This is a genomic window from Microbacterium sp. GXS0129 (assembly GCF_044769785.1).
In the GTDB taxonomy this organism is placed as follows: Bacteria; Actinomycetota; Actinomycetes; order Actinomycetales; family Microbacteriaceae; genus Microbacterium; species Microbacterium nymphoidis.
The window spans coordinates 855714-877177 of the sequence record NZ_JBIZVZ010000001.1 but is presented as its reverse complement, the minus strand read 5'-3'; the positions used below and the strand labels follow the sequence as shown (position 1 = coordinate 877177).

Genomic DNA, 21464 nt, shown 5'->3' with positions numbered 1-21464 from the left:
CACGGCACGCGGACGATCGCCCCGAATCCGCTGGGAGCTGGCGCCTCAGTCGAACGCCGCAGCAGCCGCACGGGCAGAGGCCAGCACGGCGTCCAGCTCCGGCCCCGCGGCGTTGACGTGGCCCACCTTGCGACCGGGGCGCGGGGCCTTGCCGTAGGTGTGGACCTTCGCGTCGGGGGCCGCCGCCAGCGCCGCCGCGAAGCGCTCCGCCATCGTCGCGCCCTCCGGCCCGCCGAGGATGTTGATCATCACCGCGTGCGCCGCACGCGGTGAGGGGTCCCCGAGGGGCAGATCCAGCACGGCGCGCAGGTGCTGCTCGAACTGACTCGTCACCGCGCCGTCCTGCGTCCAGTGGCCGCTGTTGTGCGGACGCATGGCCAGTTCGTTGACCAGGATGCGCCCATCGGCGGTCTCGAACAGCTCCACCGCGAGCATGCCGGTGACACCGAGTTCCTCCGCGATGCGCAGCCCGAGGTCGGCGGCCTCCTCGGCGAGCCCGCCGATGCCGGGCGCGGGAGCGGTCACCTCGGCACAGACGCCGTCACGCTGCACGGTCTGGACGACCGGGTACGCCAGAGCCTGGCCCGACGGACGGCGGGCCACCTGCTGGGCGAGCTCACGGGTGAAGTCGACCATCTCCTCGGCCAGCAGCGCACCGCCGTTGGCATCCTCGGCGAGTGCGGTGAACCAGTCGTCGGCCTCGTGCGCGGCGTTGACCACGCGGACCCCTTTGCCGTCGTACCCGCCCCGAGCCGTCTTCACCACGGCACGTCCGCCGTGCGCGTCGAGGAAGGCTGCCAGCTCGTCGGCGTCGCGCACGGCGGCCCAGTCGGGCTGCGGTGCCCCGATGCGTGCCATGGTCTCGCGCATCACGAGCTTGTCCTGGGCGATGGCGAGAGCCTCGGGCCCGGGGTGCACCGCGATGCCCGCCGAGACGAGCCCCGCCAGCACGTCCTGCGGCACGTGCTCGTGGTCGAACGTGATGACGTCGACGTCACGCGCGAACGCGAGGACGGTGTCGAGATCGCGGTAGTCGCCGGTCGCCGTGGCGGCCAGGGCCGCGGACATGCCGGGCTCCTCAGCGAGAACGCGGATCTCCAGCCCCAGCTCCTCCGCCGGCGCGATCATCATCCGTGCCAGCTGTCCGCCACCGATCACTCCGACGCGCATGCTCTCTCCCTCGCTTCGCGGTGCCCGTACGCACCGCATCCATCCTCCCCCATCGCGCGGGCTTCCTCGCCCCGCTCGCCTCCGCCTCCGCGGAGACGGTCCGCGCAGGAGTGGGTCCACGCGGCGGGAGGGCGAGGGTGGGTCAGACGAGGGAGCCGGTGGTGCCGGCCTGCTGATCGCGATGGGCGAGGATCTGGTTGACCTCCACCTGATCGACCAGGACCTCGTGCACCAGGCGGGCGTGCGGCACGTCCGCGAGCCGCAGCGGCGGCTCCACGCCGTTCGAGAGGACGAGCGTGCCACTCCCCCACAGGCGCTGCAGCGGACCGCGCCGCAGCGACACCGTGTACCCGCGGGCGTGGGAGAGCTCACGGCGACGACGCGAGAACAGCCCGTCCGCCACGATCACCCGGCGGGTGGTGATCGTCACCCGGCGTGTGGACCAGACCACGTACGGCACCAGCACCAGCAGCACCACGACGATGCCGCCGGCGAGCCAGAGCATGAGGTCGGTGAGCCAGGGCACCGGCGCGTTGCCGGTGAACCAGCCGACCGCTCCAGCCGTGGCAATGAGAACCAGAGCCGACCAGAACAGTCGTCGCGCGTGGGGGTGCAATCGAGCGATGAGCAGCTCGGGCACGGGAGATCCGGGTGCCGGCATCAGCGGGCGCCCCCCGATCGATCCCGGTTCGCTCATCATGAGCCCATTGTCCCCTGCTCCCCCGCCGGAGCCGGGCAGCGGCGCGCCCCCGCGAGCGTCCGCGTCAGAAACGGAGGTGGACGATGTCACCCGCCGAGACCGCCGCGGGGTCAGCGGCACCGGCGCGGGTCACCTGCAGGCGCCCCTCGGCGTCGATCCCCGTGGCGGTTCCCTCCAGCACAGACCCATCGGGAAGGGACACGCGAACCGCCCGCCCGAGAGTCCCGCACACGCCGACCACATCCGCGTGCAGCCCGCTGGCCACGGCATCGCCCCCCGCAGCGATCAGGGCGGTCAGGGCGCGGTCCAGGCGCACCAGGTAGTCGGCCATGAGGCGATCCTCGTCGCAGACCTCACCCTCCACGGCGAACGACGTGGCCGTCTCGACCGGGAGCTGCTCCGGAGCCATGGCCGTATTGATCCCGGAGCCCACCACGACGGCGGCGAAATCCAACGTCGCCTCGGCGAGGATGCCGCAGATCTTCCGCCCTCCCACCAGGACGTCGTTGGGCCATTTGAGGGCCACGTCCTGGTCCGTCAGCTGGGCGCGGATCGCCTCGGTCATCGCCCATCCGGCAGCCAGCGGAATCCAGCCGCGCGCATCGAGCGGCAGCTCCCCGACCCGCAGCAGCACACTGACGGCGAGCGCGGAACCCGGCGGGGTCTCCCAGCGCCGGTCCAGGCGCCCGCGCCCCGAGCGCTGATCGGTGGTCAGCAGCACCGACAGGTGGGGGTACTCCTCCGCCGAGGCCGCGACCACGAGGTCGGCGTTCGTCGACCCGGTGTGCTCGGCCACCTGGACGCGGGGGCTCACGGCTGCAGTCAGCGGGTATCCGTTCGCGGGAATCGTCATACCGGCACCCTACGACGATGCGCCCACGGGCTGCGACGGGCACAGAACCCGAGGTGCGGGATTGTGGATTCGCCACAGGCGTTCGGCGAGGCACCGCTACTAGGGTGGAATCCGTGACCGACGAGACCTACGACTTCGCGACGACCGCTGGCAAGATCGCCGACCTCCGTGCCCGTTTCACAGAGGCCGTCGTACAGCCCGAGAAGCTGGCCCAGGACAAGCAGCACGCGAAGGGCAAGCTGACCGCGCGCGAGCGCATCGAGATGCTCGTGGATCAGGGCAGCTTCGTGGAGTTCGACGAGTACGTGCGCCACCGCACCACGGCATTCGGCATGGATCGCTCCCGCCCCTACGGCGATTCGGTCGTCACCGGCATCGGCACCATCAACGGCCGCACCGTGGCGCTCTACTCGCAGGACTTCACGACATTCGGCGGCTCGCTGGGCGAGGTCTCCGGGAACAAGATCATCAAGATCATGGAGTACGCGCTGCGCGGCGGTATGCCGATCATCGGCATCCTGGACTCGGGTGGGGCGCGCATCCAGGAGGGTGTGCTCGCCCTCAGCAAGTACGGCGAGATCTTCCGGATGAACACGGCGTCCTCCGGCGTCATCCCGCAGATCTCGATCATCATGGGCCCGGCGGCCGGCGGTGCTGTGTACGGCCCGGCGCTCACCGACTTCGTGATCATGGTCGACAAGACCAGCCAGATGTTCGTCACCGGCCCCGACGTGATCAAGACCGTCACCGGCGAGGACGTCGGCATGGAGGAGCTGGGCGGTGCGTACACCCACAACACCCGCTCTGGTGTGGCGCACTACCTGGCCAGCGATGAGGAGGACGCGATCGACTACGCGCGCACCCTCCTGTCGTTCCTGCCGGACAACAACATGACCGATGCCCCCGGGTACGACTCGCACTTCGAATTCGAGACCACGGACCTCGATCGTCAGCTGAACACCGTCATCCCCGATCTTCCCACCCAGCCCTACGACATGAAGGGCGTCATCGAGAAGATCGTCGACGACGGCGAGTTCCTCGAAGTCCAGCCGCTGTACGCGCCCAACATCCTCATCGGCTTCGGCCGCGTGGAGGGTCGCAGCGTCGGCATCATCGCCAACCAGCCTTCGCAGATGGCCGGCACCCTCAACATCGAGGCGGGCGAGAAGGCCAGCCGATTCGTGCGGTTCTGCGATGCGTTCTCGATCCCGATCGTCACGCTCGTGGACGTGCCCGGCTACCTGCCCGGCACCGACCAGGAATGGACCGGTGTCATCCGCCGCGGCGCGAAGCTCATCTACGCCTACGCCGAGGCCACCGTGCCGCTGGTCACCGTCATCCTGCGCAAGGCCTACGGCGGCGCGTACATCGTGATGGGCTCCAAGCAGCTGGGCGCCGACGTCAACCTCGCCTGGCCGACGGCGGAGATCGCCGTCATGGGCGGCCAGGGCGCCGTCAACATCCTCTACCGCAGCGAGATCCGCGCGGCCGAGGAGGCCGGTGAAGACGTGAACGCGGTGCGCACGAAGCTCGCCAACGAGTACACGTACAACGTCACGAGCCCGTTCCTGGCCGCCGAGCGCGGTGAGATCGACGGGATCATCGAGCCCGCCGCCACCCGCGTGGCCATCGCGAAGGCCCTGCGCTCGCTGCGCGGCAAGCGCGCCGAGCTGCCCGCCAAGAAGCACGGGAACATCCCGCTGTGAGCGAGCACGACGACGCCCCGGTCACGCTGGAGATCCGCCGGGGACACCCCACCCCCGAGGAGCTGGCGGCCGTGGTCGCGGTGGTCAGTGACGCGTACGCCGCCGAGGTAGCGAGCCTGGAGGCCGACGACGGTCCGCGACCGTCCGCCTGGATGCAGACGCGCCGGAGCCTGCGGCGCCCGCTGAATCGAGAGGTCGGCTGGGGCCGCTTCAGCCGCTGAGGTCTCGGATGTGGGCCACCGCCCTGCGGTGGCCCACAGTCTTGTGAGCCCCGTCCTCCTGTCCCCCATCTGTCCCCCAAACGACCGACAGACAGCGGCATGTATCTCGCACATACTGAGGGGACGACGCTCTGCGTTCACCGGTCCGGCCGTTTTCAGGGTACGGTCCGCGCCGGTGCAGTCTGAGTCTTCGGGTGGCTCGGACGCCAGGACGAGGGGTGAGGAACTGACTCCCCCTCGTCGGCGTCCGGCCCGGAACTCATGGGGCGACAGATCCACGGGTGACGAGAGGGGCTCCCCCGCGGATCAGTCGCGCGCCCGCCGCGGATCGTCAGCGGCCACCCGCTGACGCGGGATCTCCTCCCACAGCACCACGGAGTCCTCGTCGTCCGACTCGTCCATGCGCCCGACCACCGTGACGGCGACGCGCGGATCGCGAGCGGTGCGGATGATCAGGCGCGACGCGACAGTGCCGGAGACGATCTCGGCCAGCTCGCCGCGGATGCGATCCAGCGACTGCTGGTCGAGACCGTCCAGGCCGCCCTCGTCGAAGACCGTGATGGTGCTGCCCCGGCGACGCGCGCTGTCCAGTTCGGCCCGCACGCGGTCATCGAGCAGGCGGGCTCCGCGCAGTTCGTCACGCAGGCTGCCCTCGGCCAGACGGGCCTGCGCTCGCTCGTCGGGGGTCAGCTCGCCCCCGGACTGGATCACCCGTACCAGGATCGGGGCTGCCACCTGGAGAGCGAAGCGCACACGCACCCGCCGTTCACGCCGGCGCGTCTCCTGAACGGCCTGCCAGGCCACGGCGGCACGCTGCAGTTCCACGAGACGAACGGTGTCCCGCGCAGCCCGGTCGAGGAAGCCGAGGAGCAGCTGCGCCCCCACGATCCACATCACCGATCCGGTGAGGCCCTGCCCCAGGGCCACGATCGGCCCCAGCCAGGCGGTGGTGCTCACGGCGAGCGCCGCCGTGCCGGCCCACGCGAATCCGGGACGGCGCCGCACGGTCGCAACGGTCAGCAGGGCTCCGATCAGGCCGACGTAGCTGGTGGCCCAGGACTCGGCCCGATGATCCGCCCCCACGCTGAGCGACACTGCCGTGGGCACCAGGGCGGCGGTCGCCACCGCCAGCACCGCGGCCCAGACCGGCAGCTTGCTGGGGCCGCGATTTCCTGCGGTGAGCGGCGCGTCCGGGTAGGCCGCCGGGATGCGGGAGTCGGCGAAGAGGCAGATCGCGGTCGAGATCACACCCAGCGCGAGGGCGCTCACGTAGACCACCGGCGCCGACGGTGTCGCCGTCCACATCAGACCGCGCGAAGCCAGGTAGACGGCGAAGACCAGGCCGAGCCCGACGAGGAGCCTGCGTACCGGGAGCACGGTCACTGGAACTCCATCCGCTCGGTCGCGGCACCCGCGGAGACGGCGCCCTCCGGCAGCCACCGCATGGTCACGCGCGTGCCGGCGACCGAGGACTGCAGGCTCACGGTCCCGCCCACCGCCTCGACCCGCGCGATGATCGAGCCGCGGATGCCGAGCCGGTCCTCGGGGACCGCGGTCAGATCCATGCCGCCGCCGAGATCCGACACGGTGATCTGGCAGCCTCCCCGAATCGACTCCACGTCGGTGGTCAGTCCGACCGCGTCGGCGTGCTGGATGGCGTTGGCCACCGCCTGGATGGCCGCGAGAGTGAGCGCACGTGCCACATCACGGGGGATGGAGGTCTCGGTCGGGCACCGCACGGGCAGGGTGAAGCCGAAACCGTGCGCCGCCGCCGCGATGTCCTGCGCGATCACGCGGGTGGTGACCGGCGTGGTGTCATCGTCGTCCTCGGGGTCCTCGGCGCCCGCGAGGCCCGACAGCGCGGCTTGTGCCATCGAGGTGGCGAGTTCGCGCTCCCGTGGCGAGTCGGCCCGTTCGGCGGCGATGAGCGCGGAGAGCACGCTGTCGTGGATGAGAGCGGCCAGTTCCATCCGCTCCTGCTCGGCGGCGTCGATCGCCGCGGCCTCGGCGTAACTGTCCAGCGCCTGCGCGCGGGCACGGTCCACGGAGATGCCCACCGAGCGGGTCATCCACACGATGATCAGCAGCACGAAGCCGAAGATGAGCGAGAACGACACGTCGGCGAGATTCGCCCGCCAGAACTCAGCGGTCCCGCCGCCCTGGATGATGCGCACGGCCGCGAACCCGAGAGGGATCAGCACCGTGAGAACCACGGCGAGCGGGAGCGGGAAGGCGAGAGCGGCGCCGACCGTGGCGACGTTGATGAGGAACCAGATCCAGGGCTGCTCGGTGGCCGAGACGACGCTGCCCTCGGAGGCGAACGGCCACACCACCAGCAGGGCGATGAACACCACGCAGAACAGTCCGGCGCCGCTGCGTGCCCCACGGCCGATGATCCCCGTGACGATCATGACGGCGAGGGCGCCGAAGACCACGACGATCATAGGCGTGTGCCACGATCCGGTCTCCGTGCTGCCGAGGGCCGCCACCGCGGCCTGTGCCCCGAAAACGATGCAGACCAGACCGATCACCAGGGCGAAGATGCGCTCGATGCGCGCGCGGGTGAAGCCGCCGGATTCCGGGATCGATCCCCAGAACAGCGGCTCCGCGTCGACGTCGGCGGTGCGGCGGCGCCGGGACTCAGCCGACACGCGGTGCGTTCTTGTCCGCATCGTCGATGATCCCGTCTTCCATCGCACGCATGAGGAGGTCGACCTTGGTGGGTGCCGGACGTCCGACGTCGGTGTACTTCGCCCGCACGCGCGCGATGTTCTCCTTCGCGGTGCTGAAGGCGATGCCGAGGCGATCGGCCACGACTTTCAGCGGCAGCCCCGTGGCGTACAGGGCCAGCACCTCGCGTTCGCGCTGGGACAGCTGCGCGAGCGCGAAGTCGGCATCACCGTCCACGGCGCTCGCCCACTCCACGTTGTCCAGCGGGCGCCCCGCGGCCACGGTGCGCACTGCGGCGATCACTTCGCCGATCGGGGCCGACTTGCTCACCACGCCGATCGCCCCGGCGGCGAGGGACTCGCGCACGGCCGCGGGCCGGTCGGCGACGCTGTGGATGATCACGGCCGAGCCGTCCAGCACGATGCGACGAACATTGTCGGTGATGGCGCTGCCGTCGCCGAGACCGAGGTCGAGCACCGCCACGTCCGCCGGTGCCTCGTTGCCCGCGCGGCGCCACCGCAGGTAGGAGGTGACGTTCTCACCGCTGAAGATGACGTCGGCGCCCTCGCGCAGCAGGGCTGCTTCCAGTCCCAGACGAACCGACTCGTGGTCGTCGATGAGGCACACGCGGATCATAGGGTCAGCCTAGCGGCGCGGACGAACCCCGACATCTCGGCGATCGCGCCGCTGCGCTGCGCTTATCCGTCGGCCCGATGCAGCAGCGCCACCGTCTCCAGATGGTGGGAGTGCGGGAACAGGTCGAACGCCTCGATCGCATCGGCCGCGTAGCCCAGCTCCCGGAAGGTGCCGAGATCGCGTGCGAGGGCCACGGGATCGCACGCCACATAGACGATCGTGCGCGGTGACAGCGCCGCGAGGTCGGTGACCACACCGCGACCGGCCCCGGTGCGCGGCGGATCCAGCACGACGACGCCCTGGGCGAGTCGCTCCTTCTCCCGCGCGGAGGCCCCCTGCACCAGTGAGCGCAGGTAGCGGTCCACCCGCGCCGTCTCGGCCCGCGCACCCACCCACTCGGAGAGGTTCTCCCCGGCGTGCTCCGTGGCCCGGGCATCCGCCTCCACGCTCGTGATGCGAGAGCCGCCGAGGTCCGCGACCGTGGCACCGAACAGGCCCACACCGCCGTAGAGGTCGAGGTGCCAGGCGTCCGGATCGACGTGCTCATCGCCGAGGAGCCGGCGGATCGCGGCGTCGAGCGTGGCAGCGGCGCCGCGGTGCACCTGCCAGAAACCATCGGCATCCACCTGGAACTCGCGCTGGCCCACGGTCTCGACGACCACCTCGTGCTGCTCGCGGGCGTTCTGCTCGGCGCGGCGGTTGATCACACGCACGCGACCGTCGGCGGGCTGGACCAGGTCGATGCGGTCACCGCGTCCGGCGAACAGCTTGTCGGCGGCGCGCTCGATCGGCAGCGTGGCCAGCGGGAGCTCCTCCACCGGGATCACGCGATGGCTGCGCGCGGCGTACGGTCCGACATTCCCGGCGTCGTCCACGTGCAGGCTCACCCGGGTGCGCCAGCGCAGTCCGTCGGTCTCGCCGTCGACCGCCCGCACGTCGACGGAGCGCTCGATGCCCCCGAATCGGCGCAGCGCGTCGGTGAGCACGTCCGATTTGAGGGTTCGCTGGTGCGCGAGGTCGATGTGTCCGAAGTCCGCGCCGCCCGGGCGGTCCTCGGGAGCGTGGCTGATATCCGCCGGCGCCCAGACGTGCGGGCGTCGGTGCTCGGAGGCCTCCAGCACCTCCACCGTCTCTGCGCGCCAGAATGACTTCTTGTTGGTGTCGGTGAGTCGCGCGCGCACTCTCTCACCGGGGATCGCGTCGGACACGAACACCACGCGCCCCTCGTGACGGGCGACGAACACGCCGCCGTGGGCGACGCCGGTGATGGTCAGGTCGAGGGTGTCTTCAGCAGGAGTGGGCACTGGTCGATTCTCCCATGCCCGCCGCCGTCGGACTGGATAGCCTGTCACTCATGCAGGTGCTGCTCGCGTCCACGTCCCCCGCCCGTCTCATGCTGCTGCGCCAGGCAGGGATCGAGCCATTGCTGCACTCGCCGGGAGTCGATGAGGACGCGGCGGTGGCTTCTCTCGAATCGGGGCTCGGCCGCACGCTCTCCCCCGCCGAGCACGTCCAGGTTCTCGCCTCGCTCAAGGCCGCCGCCGTGGCGGAGCGCATCGATGATCTCGCTCCCGGTTTCGACGGCATCGTGATCGGCGGCGACTCGATGTTCGAGCTCGACGGCACGGTCTACGGCAAGCCCCATGAGGCGGCCGTCGCCCGCGAACGGTGGCACCTCATGCGCGGTCGCACCGGGGTGCTGCACTCCGGTCACAGCGTGCTGCGCGTGGAGGGTGGCGCGGTGCAGGGGCAGGCCGACGCCGTCGCGGAGGCGTCGGTCTCGTTCGTCGACGACATGACAGATGCCGAACTGGACGCCTACATCGCCAGCGGGGAGCCGCTGCAGGTGGCGGGCGCGTTCACCCTGGACAGTCTGGGAGGGCCGTTCATCGAGCGGATCGAGGGCGAGCCGTCCACGGTGATCGGGATGTCGCTGTCAACGCTTCGGCGGCTGGCAGCCCAGCTCGGCGTGGCGTGGCCGACGCTCTGGAACCGGTGATCGCCTCCCCGCGGCGGTGTGATCACGCTCCTGCGCGGTGTTGGTAGGTCGTCTGAAACGTATTCCGCAGATTCTTGTCGAGAGTGCTCAAAAGATCGCGCATTCGTCGCGGTAGTCTGGCACTCATGCCTGCAATCTCGAAGGTCTTGATCGCTAACCGCGGCGAGATCGCCGTCCGCATCATTCGCGCAGCACGAGACGCGGGGATCGCGTCCGTCGCCGTATACGCCGACCAGGATCGTGACGCGATGCACGCTCGCCTGGCCGACGAGGCCTACGCTCTCGAGGGCTCGACCTCAGCCTCGACCTACCTGGTCATCGACAAGATCCTCTCCGTCGCCCGCCGCGCGGGAGCGGACGCCATCCACCCCGGCTACGGCTTCCTCGCTGAGAACGCCGACTTCGCCCGTGCGGTGATCGGCGCGGGCATCACCTGGATCGGCCCGTCCCCGGAGGCCATCGAGGCGCTGGGCGACAAGGTCACCGCACGCCACGTGGCCGAGAAGGTGGGCGCTCCGCTCGCCCCCGGCACCCAGGGCACCATCGAATCCGCCGCGGAGGTCGTCGCCTTCGCCGAGGAGTTCGGTCTCCCCGTCGCCATCAAGGCGGCCTACGGCGGTGGCGGCCGCGGCCTGAAGGTCGCCCGCACGGTCGAGGAGATCCCCGACCTGTTCGACTCCGCCACTCGTGAGGCGGTCGCCGCCTTCGGTCGCGGCGAGTGCTTCGTCGAGAAGTTCCTCGACAAGCCCCGTCACGTCGAAACCCAGTGCCTCGCGGACGCTGCGGGCAACGTGGTCGTCGTCTCCACACGTGACTGCTCGCTGCAGCGCCGCAACCAGAAGCTGGTCGAGGAGGCCCCTGCGCCGTTCCTCACGGACGAGCAGAACGAGCTGCTGTACTCGGCCTCCAAGGCCATCCTCAAGGAGGTCGGCTATGTCGGTGCGGGAACCTGCGAGTTCCTCATCGGCGCGGACGGCACGGTGTCGTTCCTCGAGGTGAACACCCGCCTGCAGGTCGAGCATCCGGTCTCCGAAGAGGTCACCGGACTCGACCTCGTGCGTGAGCAGTTCCGCCTCGCCGAGGGCGGTCTGCTCGATTACGACGACCCGAAGCCGGTGGGCCACTCGATCGAGTTCCGCATCAACGGCGAGGACCCGGGTCGCGGCTTCCTCCCCCAGCCCGGGCCCATCAAGGTGTTTAAGACCTTCGGCGGCCCCGGCATCCGTCTCGATTCCGGTGTGACCGCCGGAGACACCGTCTCGGGTGCATTCGACTCGCTGCTCGCGAAGATCATCGTCACGGGCAAGGACCGCGCGGAGGCGCTGGAGCGCTCGCGCCGCGTCCTCGACGAGTTCGAGGTCGCGGGACTGCCCACGGTCCTGCCGTTCGACCGCCAGGTCGTGCGTGAGCCCGCGTTCACGGCGGAGGACGGCGTCTTCGCCGTGCACACGCGCTGGATCGAGACCGAGTTCGTGAACGAGATCCCCGCATGGGACGGTGAGCTGGAGCCCGCCGCCGACGCCGCCGGCCGCCACACCGTCGTCGTCGAGGTCGCCGGCAAGCGCCTCGAGGTGAGCCTGCCCGACCGCATCGTCGGCCCCGCCGTCGGTGCGGGCCGTCCCGCCGTGGCCCCGCCGTCGCGCCGCTCGCACAAGTCCACCGCCTCCGCCGGAGCCTCGGGCGACGCTGTGAAGTCGCCGATGCAGGCCACCGTTGTGAAGGTCGCGGTCGAAGAGGGCCAGCAGGTCGTCAAGGGCGATCTGGTCGTAGTGCTCGAAGCGATGAAGATGGAACAGCCGCTGCAGGCGCACAAGGACGGCGTGATCGGCGCGATCAACGCCAGCGCGGGCGAGACCGTGTCCGCCGGTCACCAGCTGCTCACCATCAGCTGAGACCGATGTGAGAAGGGCCCCGATCACCTCGGGGCCCTTCTGCTGTCCGTGGCGGCCACCTGTCAGGAGCGACGCGATCGATCCGCCGCAGCGACGCCCGCTGCCCACGACGACAGGGCGCGCTGCGCGAACGTGGTTCCCAGCGATTCGCGGCGCGCCGAGTCCGAGAAATACGACAGCGCAGCCCACAGCACCCAGGGATGGACATCGCTCGAGTCTGCGGTGAGCGTGAACACCGGATCCCCGGGCGCCGCCTCGAACGTCACGGCCCTCAGCTCTGCGGAGATCCCTGCCGGGTCGAGATGCAGCACGATGGTCGGGACCTCCGCATCGTCACGCCGACGGCCTCCGAGCATCGTGCGTTCGCTCGGCGCGAATCGCATGGCATCCGCCTCGACGCGGCGAATCGCGCTCCAGGGGATCACGGCGACCAGCTCCACACCGGTGACGAGCACCGCCCTACGCCCGATCGCGAGCCCCATCGCCCGTCTGCCGAACGATCCGCCGCGCATCCGGCCGATCCCCGTGCGGATCGCGGCCCCGGCGAAAAGCAGGCCCGCGAGCCCCGCCACGGTGCCGATCACAGCCGCCGTCACGCGTGTCCCGGCATCGCGTGCCGGATCCGGCACGATCACGACCGCCGCTGCTGTCGCCGCGCCCAGCAGCAGCAACGCCAGCGCCGCGAAGCCGGCCACCATGCTCGCCCCGCGACGCCGTTCGGGGAAGAAGTGCACCCAGTCATCGGGAAGATCGCGCTGTGCGCGCGTCAGAGTGACGGCGTTGATCAATCGCGGTGGTGCGACGGGCGGACGCTGCCCCGCGAAGATCAGGATGACCGCTGCACCGAAGCCGGCGACCACGGCAGAGCCGAGCACCCGCCCGAGGACTCCGGCGGGTTCGCTCGCTGCCGCCGTCAGCGCCGCCGGGTTGAGCAGGGCAGCCACCGCGAGCGCGACGATCACCCAGCCGGCGGCCAGCGGGAAGCGGGATCGCCGCGGGGGCGCCCAGGCGCGTGGCCACGGGATGGGCGGCAGCGTCGGTGCCGACGGCAGGTCTGGGGTCACCACGGGACCCAACTTAGTTTCATCGTGCGCACTTGGCTCCTTCGGCTGCCCGAAAGGAGCCAAGTGCGCACGATGAAACGGGTCAGGCGCCGGATTCCTGCCGGTTGACGAGGTGCATCGCCCGCATGGCATCCGTGATGGACCCGGTCAGCGACGGGTACACGGCGAACACGCGCGACACCTGGTCCACCGTGAGGCGTCGCTCGACGGCGATGGCGATCGGGTAGATCAGCTCGGAGGCGCGCGGGGCGACGATGACACCGCCGATGACGGTTCCCGATCCCTTCCGCGCGATGATCTTCACGAAGCCGTCCTTCATGCCGATCATCTTGGCGCGCGGGTTCGCGGCCAGCGGCAGCTTGTGCACGACGCCGTCCGCCTTGCCGTCCAGGACGTCCTGCTCGGTGAAGCCGACCGAGGCGACCTCGGGGGCGGTGAAGATGTTGGCGGTGATCCGGCCCTTCTCCAGCGGGATGACGATGTCACCGAGCGCGTGGAACACGGCGGTGCGCCCCTGCATGGAGGCCACCGAGGCCAGCGGCATGAAGTCGGTGCAGTCGCCCGCGGCGTAGATGTTGGGCACGGAGGTGCGCGCCACGCGGTTGACCACGATGTGGCCGGAGTCGGCCAGCTGCACGCCCGCCTCCTCCAGGCCGATGCCGGCCGTGTTCGGGATCGATCCCACGGCCAGGAGGCAGTGGCTGCCCTCGACCGTGCGACCGTCGGCGAGCGTGACGACGACGCCGTCGCCGCTTCGCTCCACCTTTTCGGCACGAGACTTGTTGAGCACCTTCATGCCACCGCGCTTGAAGACCTTCTCCAGCACCGCAGCGGCGTCGGCATCCTCAGAGGGCAGGATCTGATCACGGCTGGAGATGAGGGTGACCTGAGCGCCGAGGTTCATGTAGGCCGAGGCGAACTCGGCACCGGTGACACCGGAGCCCACCACGATGAGGTGCTTCGGCAGCTCCTTCATGTCGTACAGCTGAGTCCAGGTGAGGATGCGCTCGCCGTCGGGCATCGCGGACGGCAGCCGGCGCGGGGAGGCGCCCACCGAGACCACCAGCGTGTCGGCCTCCACCCGGTCGAAGTCGGTGCCGCCGGGGCCGGTGGAGACCACCACCGCGCGGTCCCCCTCCAGGCGCCCGTGGCCGTTGATGATGCGGACGCCGGCCTCCAGCAGCGCGCTTCGCATGTCGTCGGACTGCTGACGCGCCAGCGTCAGCAGTCGCTTGTTGACGGCGGCGAGGTTGATGGCCACCTGGGGCTTGAGCGGCTTGCCGTCGGCTCCCTTCGCGAAGAACTGCACGCCGAGGTCACTGGCCTCGCTGATCGCGACCGCGGCATCGGCCGTGGCGATCAGGGATTTGGAGGGGACGACGTCGGTGATCACCGCGGAACCGCCGACGCCCGCACGCTCCACCAGGGTGACCTCGGCACCCAGCTGAGCTGCCGCAATCGCCGCCTCGTAGCCGCCGGGACCGCCGCCGATGATCGCGACGGACTGCGTGCGCTCAAAAGAGAGGGATGCCATGCTCCCATTCTCCCCTAACGACATCCCCTTCATTGCGCGCACCTGGCTCGTATCCGGCCCGGATAGGGACCAGTCGCGCGCGATGAAGCGAGCACGGCATGCGCGAATGAGCAGTGGAGTGCTCTGGTGAGGGGCGTGTGGGGTTCCTAGAGTGGGAGGATGCCTGAGAACCACGACAATCCGCTGGACGACGCGAACACCGATCCGTTCGACGTCGCACGCACCGCTGCCGCCGACATCGCACGCCTGACGGGTGTGGAGCGCCATGACATCGCGCTCACGCTCGGAAGCGGCTGGGGCAAGGCTGCGGATCTGATCGGCGAGACCGTCGCCACGATTCCGGCCACCGAGGTCACCGGGTTCTCGAAGCCCGCGCTGGAGGGCCACGTCGGCACGATCCGCAGTCTGCGCACGGACAGCGGGAAGAACGTGCTCATCATCGGCGCACGCACGCACTACTACGAGGGTCATGGCGTCCGCCGCGTGGTGCACAGCGTGCGCACCGCGGCCGCCACCGGCGCGGAGATCATGGTGCTCACCAACGGCGCCGGCGGCATCAAGGAGAGCTGGAAGCCGGGTCAGCCCGTGCTGATCAGCGACCACATCAACCTCACCGCGGATTCCCCCATCGAGGGCGCCAACTTCGTGGACCTGACCGATCTGTACAGCGCACGTCTGCGCGGCATCGCACGCGAGGTGGATGCGACCCTCGACGAAGGCGTGTACTGCCAGTTCCGTGGTCCGCACTACGAGACGCCCGCCGAGGTCCAGATGGCCAAGGCCATCGGCGGCCACATCTGCGGGATGTCCACCGCTCTCGAGGCGATCGCCGCCCGCCAGTCGGGCATGGAGGTGCTCGGCTTCTCGCTGATCACCAACCTCGCCGCCGGCATCCAGAAGACCCCGCTCAGCCACGCGGAGGTCATCGAAGCCGGCCGCGACGCGGAGCCGGTGATCTCCGACCTGCTCGCGCGCGTGATCGGACGACTCTGATGAGCGTCGCGGATGCCGTCACCCGGGCGGAGGCCTGGCTCGCGCAGGATCCGGATCAGACGACCCGCGACGAGCTCGCACAGCTGCTGACGCGCGTCGCCGACGGCGAGGAGGCTGCTGCCGCCGACCTCGTCGATCGCTTCGCCACCCGTCTGGAGTTCGGGACCGCCGGCCTCCGCGGCCGGCTGGAAGCGGGATCGAACCGGATGAACCGAGTGCTCGTGTCACAGGCCGCCGCGGGCTTCGCCGCCTATCTCCGGGAGCACGTCGACGGCGTGCCGACCGTGGTCATCGGCTACGACGGCCGGCGCAACTCGCAGGTCTTCGCCACCGATTCCGCCGAGATCTTCGCCGGAGCGGGACTGCGGGCCATCCTTCTGCCGCGCCTGCTTCCGACCCCGGTGCTGGCGTTCGCCGTGCGTCTGCTGAACGCCGACGCGGGTGTCATGGTCACCGCCAGTCACAACCCGCCCGACGACAACGGCTACAAGGTCTACCTCGGCGGGAGCGACGATGGCTCGCAGATCGTCTCGCCCGCCGACAAGCAGATCGCAGCGCACATCCAGCGCGTCGCCGATACGCTCACCGTTCCCGCGCTGCCCCGTTCGACCGACTACACGGTCGCCGACGAGTCGGTGCTGGACGCGTACGTCACGGCCACCGCCGCCGTCGGCCCTGCTCCGGCAGCGGGCGGCGACCTTCGCTGGGTGTACACCGCCATGCACGGCGTGGGGTACGAGACCATCTCGCGCATCATCACCGAGGCCGGATACGCCGCACCGATTCTGGTGACCGAGCAGATCCAGCCCGACGGCCGGTTCCCCACGGTGGCCTTCCCCAACCCCGAGGAGCCGGGCGCGATGGACCTGTCCTTCGCCGCGGCTCGGGAGGCCGGTGCCGATCTCATCATCGCGAACGACCCCGATGCGGACCGACTGGCCGTGGCCGTTCCGGCGGATGTCGACGGTGGCTGGCGCCGGCTGAGCGGCAACGAGGTGGGGCTGCTCCTGGGCTGGCAGAACGCACGGGCGGCTGCCGGCACCCCCGGCGCATCGCTCGCCTGCTCACTGGTCTCCTCCCCCGGTCTGGGCGCGGTCGCCGCCCACTACGGGCTCGACTTCCACGAGACGCTCACCGGCTTCAAGTGGATCTCTCGGGCGCCCGGGATGGTGTTCGGTTTCGAGGAGGCCCTGGGCTATCTCGTCAACCCGACGACGGTGCGCGACAAGGACGGCATCTCGGCAGCCATCGCCTTCCTGAAGCTCGCCTGCGACGCCCGCGCCGAGGGGCGCACCGTCGCGGACCTGCTGGACGAGTTCGGCGAGACGTTCGGGCACTTCGCCAGCGGTCAGGTCTCGATCCGCGTGGAGGACCTGTCGCTGATCGGACGCATCATGGCGGGTCTGCGCGCGCAGCCGCCGGTCGCGTTCGGCGATGACGCCGTGAGCACGGCCGAGGACTTGCTGGAAGCGCCGCAGGGCACGCCGTCCGGCGATGTGCTGCGCTACCGGCTCGCCTCCGGCTCCCGCATCGTGGTGCGCCCCAGCGGCACCGAGCCGAAGCTCAAGGTGTACCTGGACGCGAAGGCGGAGTCCGCCGAGGCATCGCAGGCACGGATCGCGGCCATGGACGCCGCCGTTCGGGACCTGCTCGGCACCTTCTCCTGAACCACGAGAACGGGTGGGGCGGCAGGGCCGTCCCACCCGTTCTCGTGTCTGCGCCGTCTTGACACACTTCTCTGACTCCCGGAGAATTCTCGCGATATATCGCGAAGAAGAGAATGATGACAGACGCCAGAGACGACGCCTCCCCACCGCCCGCAGATCCGCCTCACTGGATGCGCGGCCTGCTGCTGTTCTTCAGCGGCCAGACCGTGAGCCTGCTGGGCTCGATGCTGGTCCAGTACGCGATCTTCTGGTACCTGACGATGGAGTTCCGCTCCGGTTCGGTGATGATGCTGGCGGCGCTGTTCGGTTTCCTCCCGCAGGCGATCGTGTCGATCTTCGGTGGCGTGTGGGCGGATCGTCACAATCGCAAGCTCCTGATCATCGCCGCGGACGGGTCCATCGCGCTCACGACGGCGATCCTCGCGGTCCTTCTGCTGGCGGGGTACGCGCCGCTCTGGCTGATCTTCCTCACCCTCGCAATCCGATCGGCGGGCGCAGGCATCCAGACCCCCGCGGTCTCCGCGATGATCCCCCAGATCAGCCCGCAACGACACCTGATGCGCGTCAACGGCATCATGCAGACGATCAACTCGATCATGATGCTCATCGCCCCGGCCGCCGCCGGCGCCATCTTCGCGTGGGCGACGCTGCGAACCGGCTCCGGGCTGCAGGCGCTGCTGCCGATCTTCGCGATCGACGTGGTCACGGCCGTGATCGGCATCGCTCTGCTCGCACTGGTGCGGGTGAGCAAGGTCGATCGCTCCGCGGAGGAGCCCGTCGGGTACTTCGCAGACCTGGCCGCCGGGATCCGGTATGTGTTCGGCCACGCGTTCGTTCGCTGGCTCCTGGTGCTCTACGCGGTGGTGTTCCTCTTCACGGTCGCACCCTCCAACCTCACCCCGTTGATGGTGGTGCGCACCTTCCCCGCTGGCGACGAGGCCGGAGACGTGGTCAACCTCACCATCCTGGAGCTCGCCTTCAGCATCGGCATGGCGCTGGGCGGCATCCTCGTGGCGCTGTGGGCCGCCCAGCGCGACCGCATCACCCTGATCACCGCGGCATCCCTCGCCTTCGCGGTGCTGTCCATCGTGCTGGGCCTGTCCCCGAACGTCTGGATCTTCTTCGGCGCGATGTTCCTGACCGGCCTCGTGGTGCCGTTCTTCGGCACCACCGCCATGACCCTCCTGCAGGAGACCGTGGAACCGGAGCGGCGGGGGCGTGTGTTCGGGTTCGTCGGCATCGTGATGGCCCTCGCCATGCCCGTGGGCATGCTCGGCTTCGGACCGCTCGCGGACGTCATGCCGGTCGAGGTGCTGCTGGTGGCCGCGGGAATCGCCACCATCGTCGTGGTGGCGATCGCCCTGCTAATCCCGGCGGGACGCCGCGCGGTCGCCTCGGCGCGGGCGATGAGCAGAGCCGCCGCCGGAAGCGGGGACGCCGACGCCGGTGCTTAGACTGGGCGGATGATCGACGCCCCCGTCACGCTCACTGGAAGCCGCGTCCGCCTCGAGCCGCTGAGCGAGGCGCACGCCGAGGGGTTGCGCGCCGCCGCAGCGGGGAACACCGATGCGCTCTGGTACACGGTGGCACCCCGTCCGGACGGCATCGACGAGGACATCGCCGACCGGCTCGCGCAGCGTGATCGCGGGACGATGAACCCGTTCGCGATCCGGCGCCTGGAGGATGACGCGATCGTCGGGGAGACGACGTTCTGCAACGTGCAGCCGGAGCTTCCGCGCACCGAGATCGGCTACACCTGGCTCGCGCTCGACGCCCGCGGGACGGGAGTGAACGCCGAGGCGAAGCTGCTGCTGCTCGCGCACGCCTTCGACACGTGCGGGGTGATCGCCGTGGAGTTGCGCACGCACTTCCACAACTTCGCCTCACGGCGGGCGATCGAGCGCCTGGGGGCGAAGCAGGACGGCGTTTTCCGCAACCACCGCTTCGGACCGGACGGGACGCTGCGCGACACCGTCGTGTACTCGATCCTCCCGCACGAGTGGCCCACGGTGCGTACCGGGCTGCGCGCCCGTCTCGGCGAGCTGTGAGCGATCTCGACGCCACCGCCGAGGCGGTGCTGGGGCAGGATCTGCACGCGCGCCCGGCCGCCGCGGTCGCGGCCCGCGCGGGAGATTTCGCCGGAACGGTGATGCTGCGAGCCGGGTCCGGCTCAGAGCTCAACGCCGCCAGCGTCCTGTCGCTGATGGCGGCGGACCTTCGCGCCGGCACGACGGTGGGAGTGAGAGCGCGCGGGGCCGGCGCGTCGGGGGTGGTGGCCGCAATCGCCGCGATCCTCCGCGCGACCGAGTGAGTCTCAGCCGTCGATGAGGGCGGCCAGCTGCTCCAGGAAGGCGGGGAAATCGGTACCGCGGCGCACGAGACGCTGCACCGAGGCGGCGTCGGAGAAGACCTCCACGAACTGCTCGAACACCGTCTGGAACGCCTCGCGATCGGTCTCGCTGAAGGCGACCATGGCCACCACCTGCACCCGGGCATCTCCCCAGGGCAGGGTCGATTCAGCGATCCCGATGGCGATGGCGGTGCGCGTGGCGGTCATCCCGATCGCGTGCGGCACCGCCAGGGTCTCCGTGAAGGCGGTGGAGGAGGTCCGCTCCCGAACCACGGTGCTTTCGACGTACTCCTCGTCGATCACCCCCTCTGCCACCAGGAGCGCCCCGAGGCGGCGGATGACGCTCTCCTCGTCGGCACCGGCCTCGATCCCCCGCACGAACGCCGCGGGCACGAAGTAGCGTGACAGCTCGGCCCGGAACTGCGAGAGCCGGCGCGAACGACGGATCCGAGCCACCGCCGCCATCACGCGCTCCGCATCCACGTCGGTGAAGAACGGCGAGATCTGCACCACGTTGTCGGCGTTCTGCCCCGACTCCAGCGTGGTCAGCACGAGGTCGGTGTCGAAACCGCCGGACGGCTCGGCGTCCGTGTGCACGTCGGTGATCATCAGCACGGAGCCGAGCGACTGCTCGATGCCGGTGCGCAGCAGTTCGTGCATCTCGTAGTACCCGGGGCACACCAGGGTGGCGGTCAGCCGGTTCTCCAGCGAGCGCCGCCGTTCCCACTGGCCTCCGATGTGCATCGCGAGATACGCCACCTCGTCGTCGTGGACCGGGATCCCGAAGCGCTCGTAGAGCGCGCTGGCCAGCGCCACGGCGACGTCGAACAGCAGCGGATACGACGCCTTCAGCGTACGGGTGAGCGGGTTGCGGCTCCACTCGCCGCCGCTGGAGCGACGCCGCAGATTCTGCACGTGCGCCACGAGGCGGGTCAGCACGTCGTCTTCGAGAGCCGGAACCGCGAACCGCTCGGTCACCGCGTCGACGATCCGCCGCAGCTCCCCCGCGATCGCCGCATCGTCATCGGTGTCGTCCGAGGGAGATCCGGAGGCGACGGCTCCGCGCACGCGCAGCAGCACGGTGAGCGCGTCCACCTCCGCGGCGGGAAGCGCTGCTCCGAGGACCTCACGGATGACGTCGTCCACGACCTGGCGCGCCGCAGGGTCCACCACAGCGTCGCCGACAGGCTCGATCACGGCGCCCGCGGAGGATCGCCAGGCCGCCAGCAGCACCGCGAAGGCGACCCCGCCGAGGGCGAACTCGTTCACGAAGTACCCGCCTGCGGTCAGCTGTGCGCTCAGCCGGGCGCGCAGCACACGGCTGCGGTCGACGCTGCCCGTGCCGAGCAGACCCTCCACCACGGTCTCATCGAAGCCGCCGGGGGTGTCGGCGAGCAGCAGCGAGCGCAGCGTCGCCCGGCGTGCACCCTCCTCGCCCACGAAGCCCACGAGCGGACCGCGCCGCTCCCAGCGCAGTCCCCGCTCCACGCCGCGTGCCCGCACCCACGCGAGGTCGGATTCGATCGTTCCCTCACTGACGAAGTGCTCGTCCGCCAGCGCATAGACATCGACGCCGTCGTCGGCCAGCACGATCGTGCGTCCAATGGCATGCCGCCGGACGTCCGGGACGTTCTCGTCGGCCGTGTCGCGGATGGCTGCGAGCCGATCGGGTCGCACCCGGTAGCCCATCGCGCCGGACTCGATGGCATCGGCACCACCGACGCGCTCGTTCACCGCGGCCACGTAGGAGCGGATACTGCGGGTGGTGACCCCGAGCCGGTCAGCCAGGTCGGCTGCCGTGCGCCAGGTGCCGGAGCGCACCAGGAGGTCGACGAGCCGATCCTGTCGCTGCCTGGTCATCGCACCTCCTGAGCTCCGCGTCGGGGGCGAGCGGGCGTCCGCGGGGCGTCCTCGCTCCTGCCCGATGCTAGCCCGCGACATCGGCCGCGTGGCCGGTGTCGGGCGGAAAGTATTTTCCTCGGGGGCGGAAACCACCCTGGTTGTGGCCT

General features: G+C 70.2%; 19 protein-coding genes. 9 read left to right on the top strand and 10 right to left on the bottom strand.

From position 1 onward, the window contains the following. Positions 1-45: 45 nt before the first annotated feature. The 3 genes from ACIQJ5_RS03865 to ACIQJ5_RS03855 all read right to left on the bottom strand — a co-directional run bounded on the left by ACIQJ5_RS03865 (position 46) and on the right by ACIQJ5_RS03855 (position 2723). The gene (locus ACIQJ5_RS03865; protein WP_402841069.1) at positions 46-1170 is read right to left on the bottom strand and encodes a 5-(carboxyamino)imidazole ribonucleotide synthase; all 1125 of its coding nucleotides are present in this window, start codon (positions 1168-1170) and stop codon (positions 46-48) included. 142 nt (positions 1171-1312) lie between these two features. Then, positions 1313-1870 (bottom strand): PH domain-containing protein, encoded by a 558-nt coding sequence (locus ACIQJ5_RS03860; protein ID WP_372459814.1) that lies wholly within the window; start codon positions 1868-1870, stop codon positions 1313-1315. Between the two features lie 64 nt (positions 1871-1934). Next, complete coding sequence (locus ACIQJ5_RS03855) at positions 1935-2723, bottom strand: biotin--[acetyl-CoA-carboxylase] ligase (protein WP_402841067.1); 789 nt, start codon at positions 2721-2723, stop codon at positions 1935-1937. Positions 2724-2827: 104 nt separating this feature from the next. On the opposite strand from ACIQJ5_RS03855, the gene ACIQJ5_RS03850 reads away from it, so the two are divergent. Further along, positions 2828-4429 (top strand): acyl-CoA carboxylase subunit beta, encoded by a 1602-nt coding sequence (locus ACIQJ5_RS03850; RefSeq protein WP_372459813.1) that lies wholly within the window; start codon positions 2828-2830, stop codon positions 4427-4429. Then, a complete protein-coding gene (locus ACIQJ5_RS03845; RefSeq protein ID WP_231092611.1) occupies positions 4426-4650 on the top strand; it encodes an acyl-CoA carboxylase epsilon subunit in 225 nt (74 codons plus the stop codon). Before ACIQJ5_RS03850 ends, ACIQJ5_RS03845 begins: the two co-directional genes overlap by 4 nt. 306 nt (positions 4651-4956) lie before the next feature. Here the strand turns inward: ACIQJ5_RS03845 and ACIQJ5_RS03840 are convergent, their stop codons facing one another. The 4 genes from ACIQJ5_RS03840 to ACIQJ5_RS03825 all read right to left on the bottom strand — a co-directional run bounded on the left by ACIQJ5_RS03840 (position 4957) and on the right by ACIQJ5_RS03825 (position 9260). Next, positions 4957-6033, bottom strand: a complete 1077-nt coding sequence (locus ACIQJ5_RS03840) for a hypothetical protein (RefSeq protein WP_402841062.1) — start codon at positions 6031-6033, stop codon at positions 4957-4959. Further along, positions 6030-7301: an ATP-binding protein gene (locus ACIQJ5_RS03835; RefSeq protein ID WP_231092609.1), complete on the bottom strand. Its 1272-nt coding sequence runs from the start codon at positions 7299-7301 to the stop codon at positions 6030-6032. Before ACIQJ5_RS03835 ends, ACIQJ5_RS03840 begins: the two co-directional genes overlap by 4 nt. Continuing rightward, positions 7291-7956: a response regulator transcription factor gene (locus tag ACIQJ5_RS03830; RefSeq protein ID WP_231092608.1), complete on the bottom strand. Its 666-nt coding sequence runs from the start codon at positions 7954-7956 to the stop codon at positions 7291-7293. Before ACIQJ5_RS03830 ends, ACIQJ5_RS03835 begins: the two co-directional genes overlap by 11 nt. Positions 7957-8018: 62 nt before the next feature. After that, complete coding sequence (locus ACIQJ5_RS03825) at positions 8019-9260, bottom strand: class I SAM-dependent RNA methyltransferase (protein WP_402841058.1); 1242 nt, start codon at positions 9258-9260, stop codon at positions 8019-8021. Between the two features lie 50 nt (positions 9261-9310). On the opposite strand from ACIQJ5_RS03825, the gene ACIQJ5_RS03820 reads away from it, so the two are divergent. Further along, positions 9311-9955 carry a Maf family protein gene (locus ACIQJ5_RS03820; protein ID WP_402842032.1) on the top strand — a complete coding sequence of 215 codons (645 nt, stop codon included), beginning with the start codon at positions 9311-9313 and terminating at the stop codon, positions 9953-9955. Positions 9956-10080: 125 nt separating this feature from the next. Continuing rightward, on the top strand, positions 10081-11847 hold the full coding sequence (locus ACIQJ5_RS03815; RefSeq protein ID WP_231092606.1) for a biotin carboxylase N-terminal domain-containing protein: 1767 nt from the start codon (positions 10081-10083) through the stop codon (positions 11845-11847). 62 nt (positions 11848-11909) lie between these two features. Here ACIQJ5_RS03815 and ACIQJ5_RS03810 read toward each other — a convergent pair whose 3' ends face one another. Together ACIQJ5_RS03810 and ACIQJ5_RS03805 are read right to left on the bottom strand one after the other, a co-directional pair. Beyond that, positions 11910-12914 carry a hypothetical protein gene (locus ACIQJ5_RS03810; RefSeq protein WP_402841054.1) on the bottom strand — a complete coding sequence of 335 codons (1005 nt, stop codon included), beginning with the start codon at positions 12912-12914 and terminating at the stop codon, positions 11910-11912. Between the two features lie 79 nt (positions 12915-12993). Further along, a complete protein-coding gene (locus ACIQJ5_RS03805; RefSeq protein ID WP_231092603.1) occupies positions 12994-14445 on the bottom strand; it encodes an NAD(P)H-quinone dehydrogenase in 1452 nt (483 codons plus the stop codon). A gap of 159 nt (positions 14446-14604) precedes the next feature. On the opposite strand from ACIQJ5_RS03805, the gene ACIQJ5_RS03800 reads away from it, so the two are divergent. The 5 genes from ACIQJ5_RS03800 (at position 14605) to ACIQJ5_RS03780 (ending at position 19416) form a co-directional block, all read left to right on the top strand. Beyond that, on the top strand, positions 14605-15438 hold the full coding sequence (locus ACIQJ5_RS03800) for a purine-nucleoside phosphorylase (protein ID WP_402841050.1): 834 nt from the start codon (positions 14605-14607) through the stop codon (positions 15436-15438). Further along, positions 15438-17105 (top strand): phospho-sugar mutase, encoded by a 1668-nt coding sequence (locus ACIQJ5_RS03795; RefSeq protein ID WP_402841047.1) that lies wholly within the window; start codon positions 15438-15440, stop codon positions 17103-17105. Before ACIQJ5_RS03800 ends, ACIQJ5_RS03795 begins: the two co-directional genes overlap by 1 nt. A 116-nt stretch (positions 17106-17221) precedes the next feature. Then, complete coding sequence (locus tag ACIQJ5_RS03790) at positions 17222-18559, top strand: MFS transporter (protein ID WP_402841044.1); 1338 nt, start codon at positions 17222-17224, stop codon at positions 18557-18559. Positions 18560-18568: 9 nt separating this feature from the next. Further along, a complete protein-coding gene (locus ACIQJ5_RS03785; RefSeq protein WP_402841041.1) occupies positions 18569-19153 on the top strand; it encodes a GNAT family N-acetyltransferase in 585 nt (194 codons plus the stop codon). Continuing rightward, on the top strand, positions 19150-19416 hold the full coding sequence (locus tag ACIQJ5_RS03780) for an HPr family phosphocarrier protein (RefSeq protein WP_402841038.1): 267 nt from the start codon (positions 19150-19152) through the stop codon (positions 19414-19416). Before ACIQJ5_RS03785 ends, ACIQJ5_RS03780 begins: the two co-directional genes overlap by 4 nt. 3 nt (positions 19417-19419) lie before the next feature. Here the strand turns inward: ACIQJ5_RS03780 and ACIQJ5_RS03775 are convergent, their stop codons facing one another. Beyond that, complete coding sequence (locus tag ACIQJ5_RS03775) at positions 19420-21315, bottom strand: BglG family transcription antiterminator (RefSeq protein WP_402841035.1); 1896 nt, start codon at positions 21313-21315, stop codon at positions 19420-19422. Positions 21316-21464 lie beyond the last annotated feature (149 nt).

Excerpts from the sequence above, each read along its gene's own strand:
- ACIQJ5_RS03785 (WP_402841041.1), top strand. The coding sequence starts at position 18,569 with ATGATCGACGCCCCCGTCACGCTCACTGGAAGCCGCGTCCGCCTCGAG.
- ACIQJ5_RS03820 (WP_402842032.1), top strand. The coding sequence starts at position 9,311 with ATGCAGGTGCTGCTCGCGTCCACGTCCCCCGCCCGTCTCATGCTGCTG.
- ACIQJ5_RS03865 (WP_402841069.1), bottom strand. The coding sequence starts at position 1,170 with ATGCGCGTCGGAGTGATCGGTGGCGGACAGCTGGCACGGATGATGATC.
- ACIQJ5_RS03800 (WP_402841050.1), top strand. The coding sequence starts at position 14,605 with ATGCCTGAGAACCACGACAATCCGCTGGACGACGCGAACACCGATCCG.
- ACIQJ5_RS03830 (WP_231092608.1), bottom strand. The coding sequence starts at position 7,956 with ATGATCCGCGTGTGCCTCATCGACGACCACGAGTCGGTTCGTCTGGGA.
- ACIQJ5_RS03855 (WP_402841067.1), bottom strand. The coding sequence starts at position 2,723 with ATGACGATTCCCGCGAACGGATACCCGCTGACTGCAGCCGTGAGCCCC.
- ACIQJ5_RS03790 (WP_402841044.1), top strand. The coding sequence starts at position 17,222 with ATGACAGACGCCAGAGACGACGCCTCCCCACCGCCCGCAGATCCGCCT.
- ACIQJ5_RS03815 (WP_231092606.1), top strand. The coding sequence starts at position 10,081 with ATGCCTGCAATCTCGAAGGTCTTGATCGCTAACCGCGGCGAGATCGCC.
- ACIQJ5_RS03775 (WP_402841035.1), bottom strand. The coding sequence starts at position 21,315 with ATGACCAGGCAGCGACAGGATCGGCTCGTCGACCTCCTGGTGCGCTCC.
- ACIQJ5_RS03795 (WP_402841047.1), top strand. The coding sequence starts at position 15,438 with ATGAGCGTCGCGGATGCCGTCACCCGGGCGGAGGCCTGGCTCGCGCAG.
- ACIQJ5_RS03860 (WP_372459814.1), bottom strand. The coding sequence starts at position 1,870 with ATGATGAGCGAACCGGGATCGATCGGGGGGCGCCCGCTGATGCCGGCA.
- ACIQJ5_RS03805 (WP_231092603.1), bottom strand. The coding sequence starts at position 14,445 with ATGGCATCCCTCTCTTTTGAGCGCACGCAGTCCGTCGCGATCATCGGC.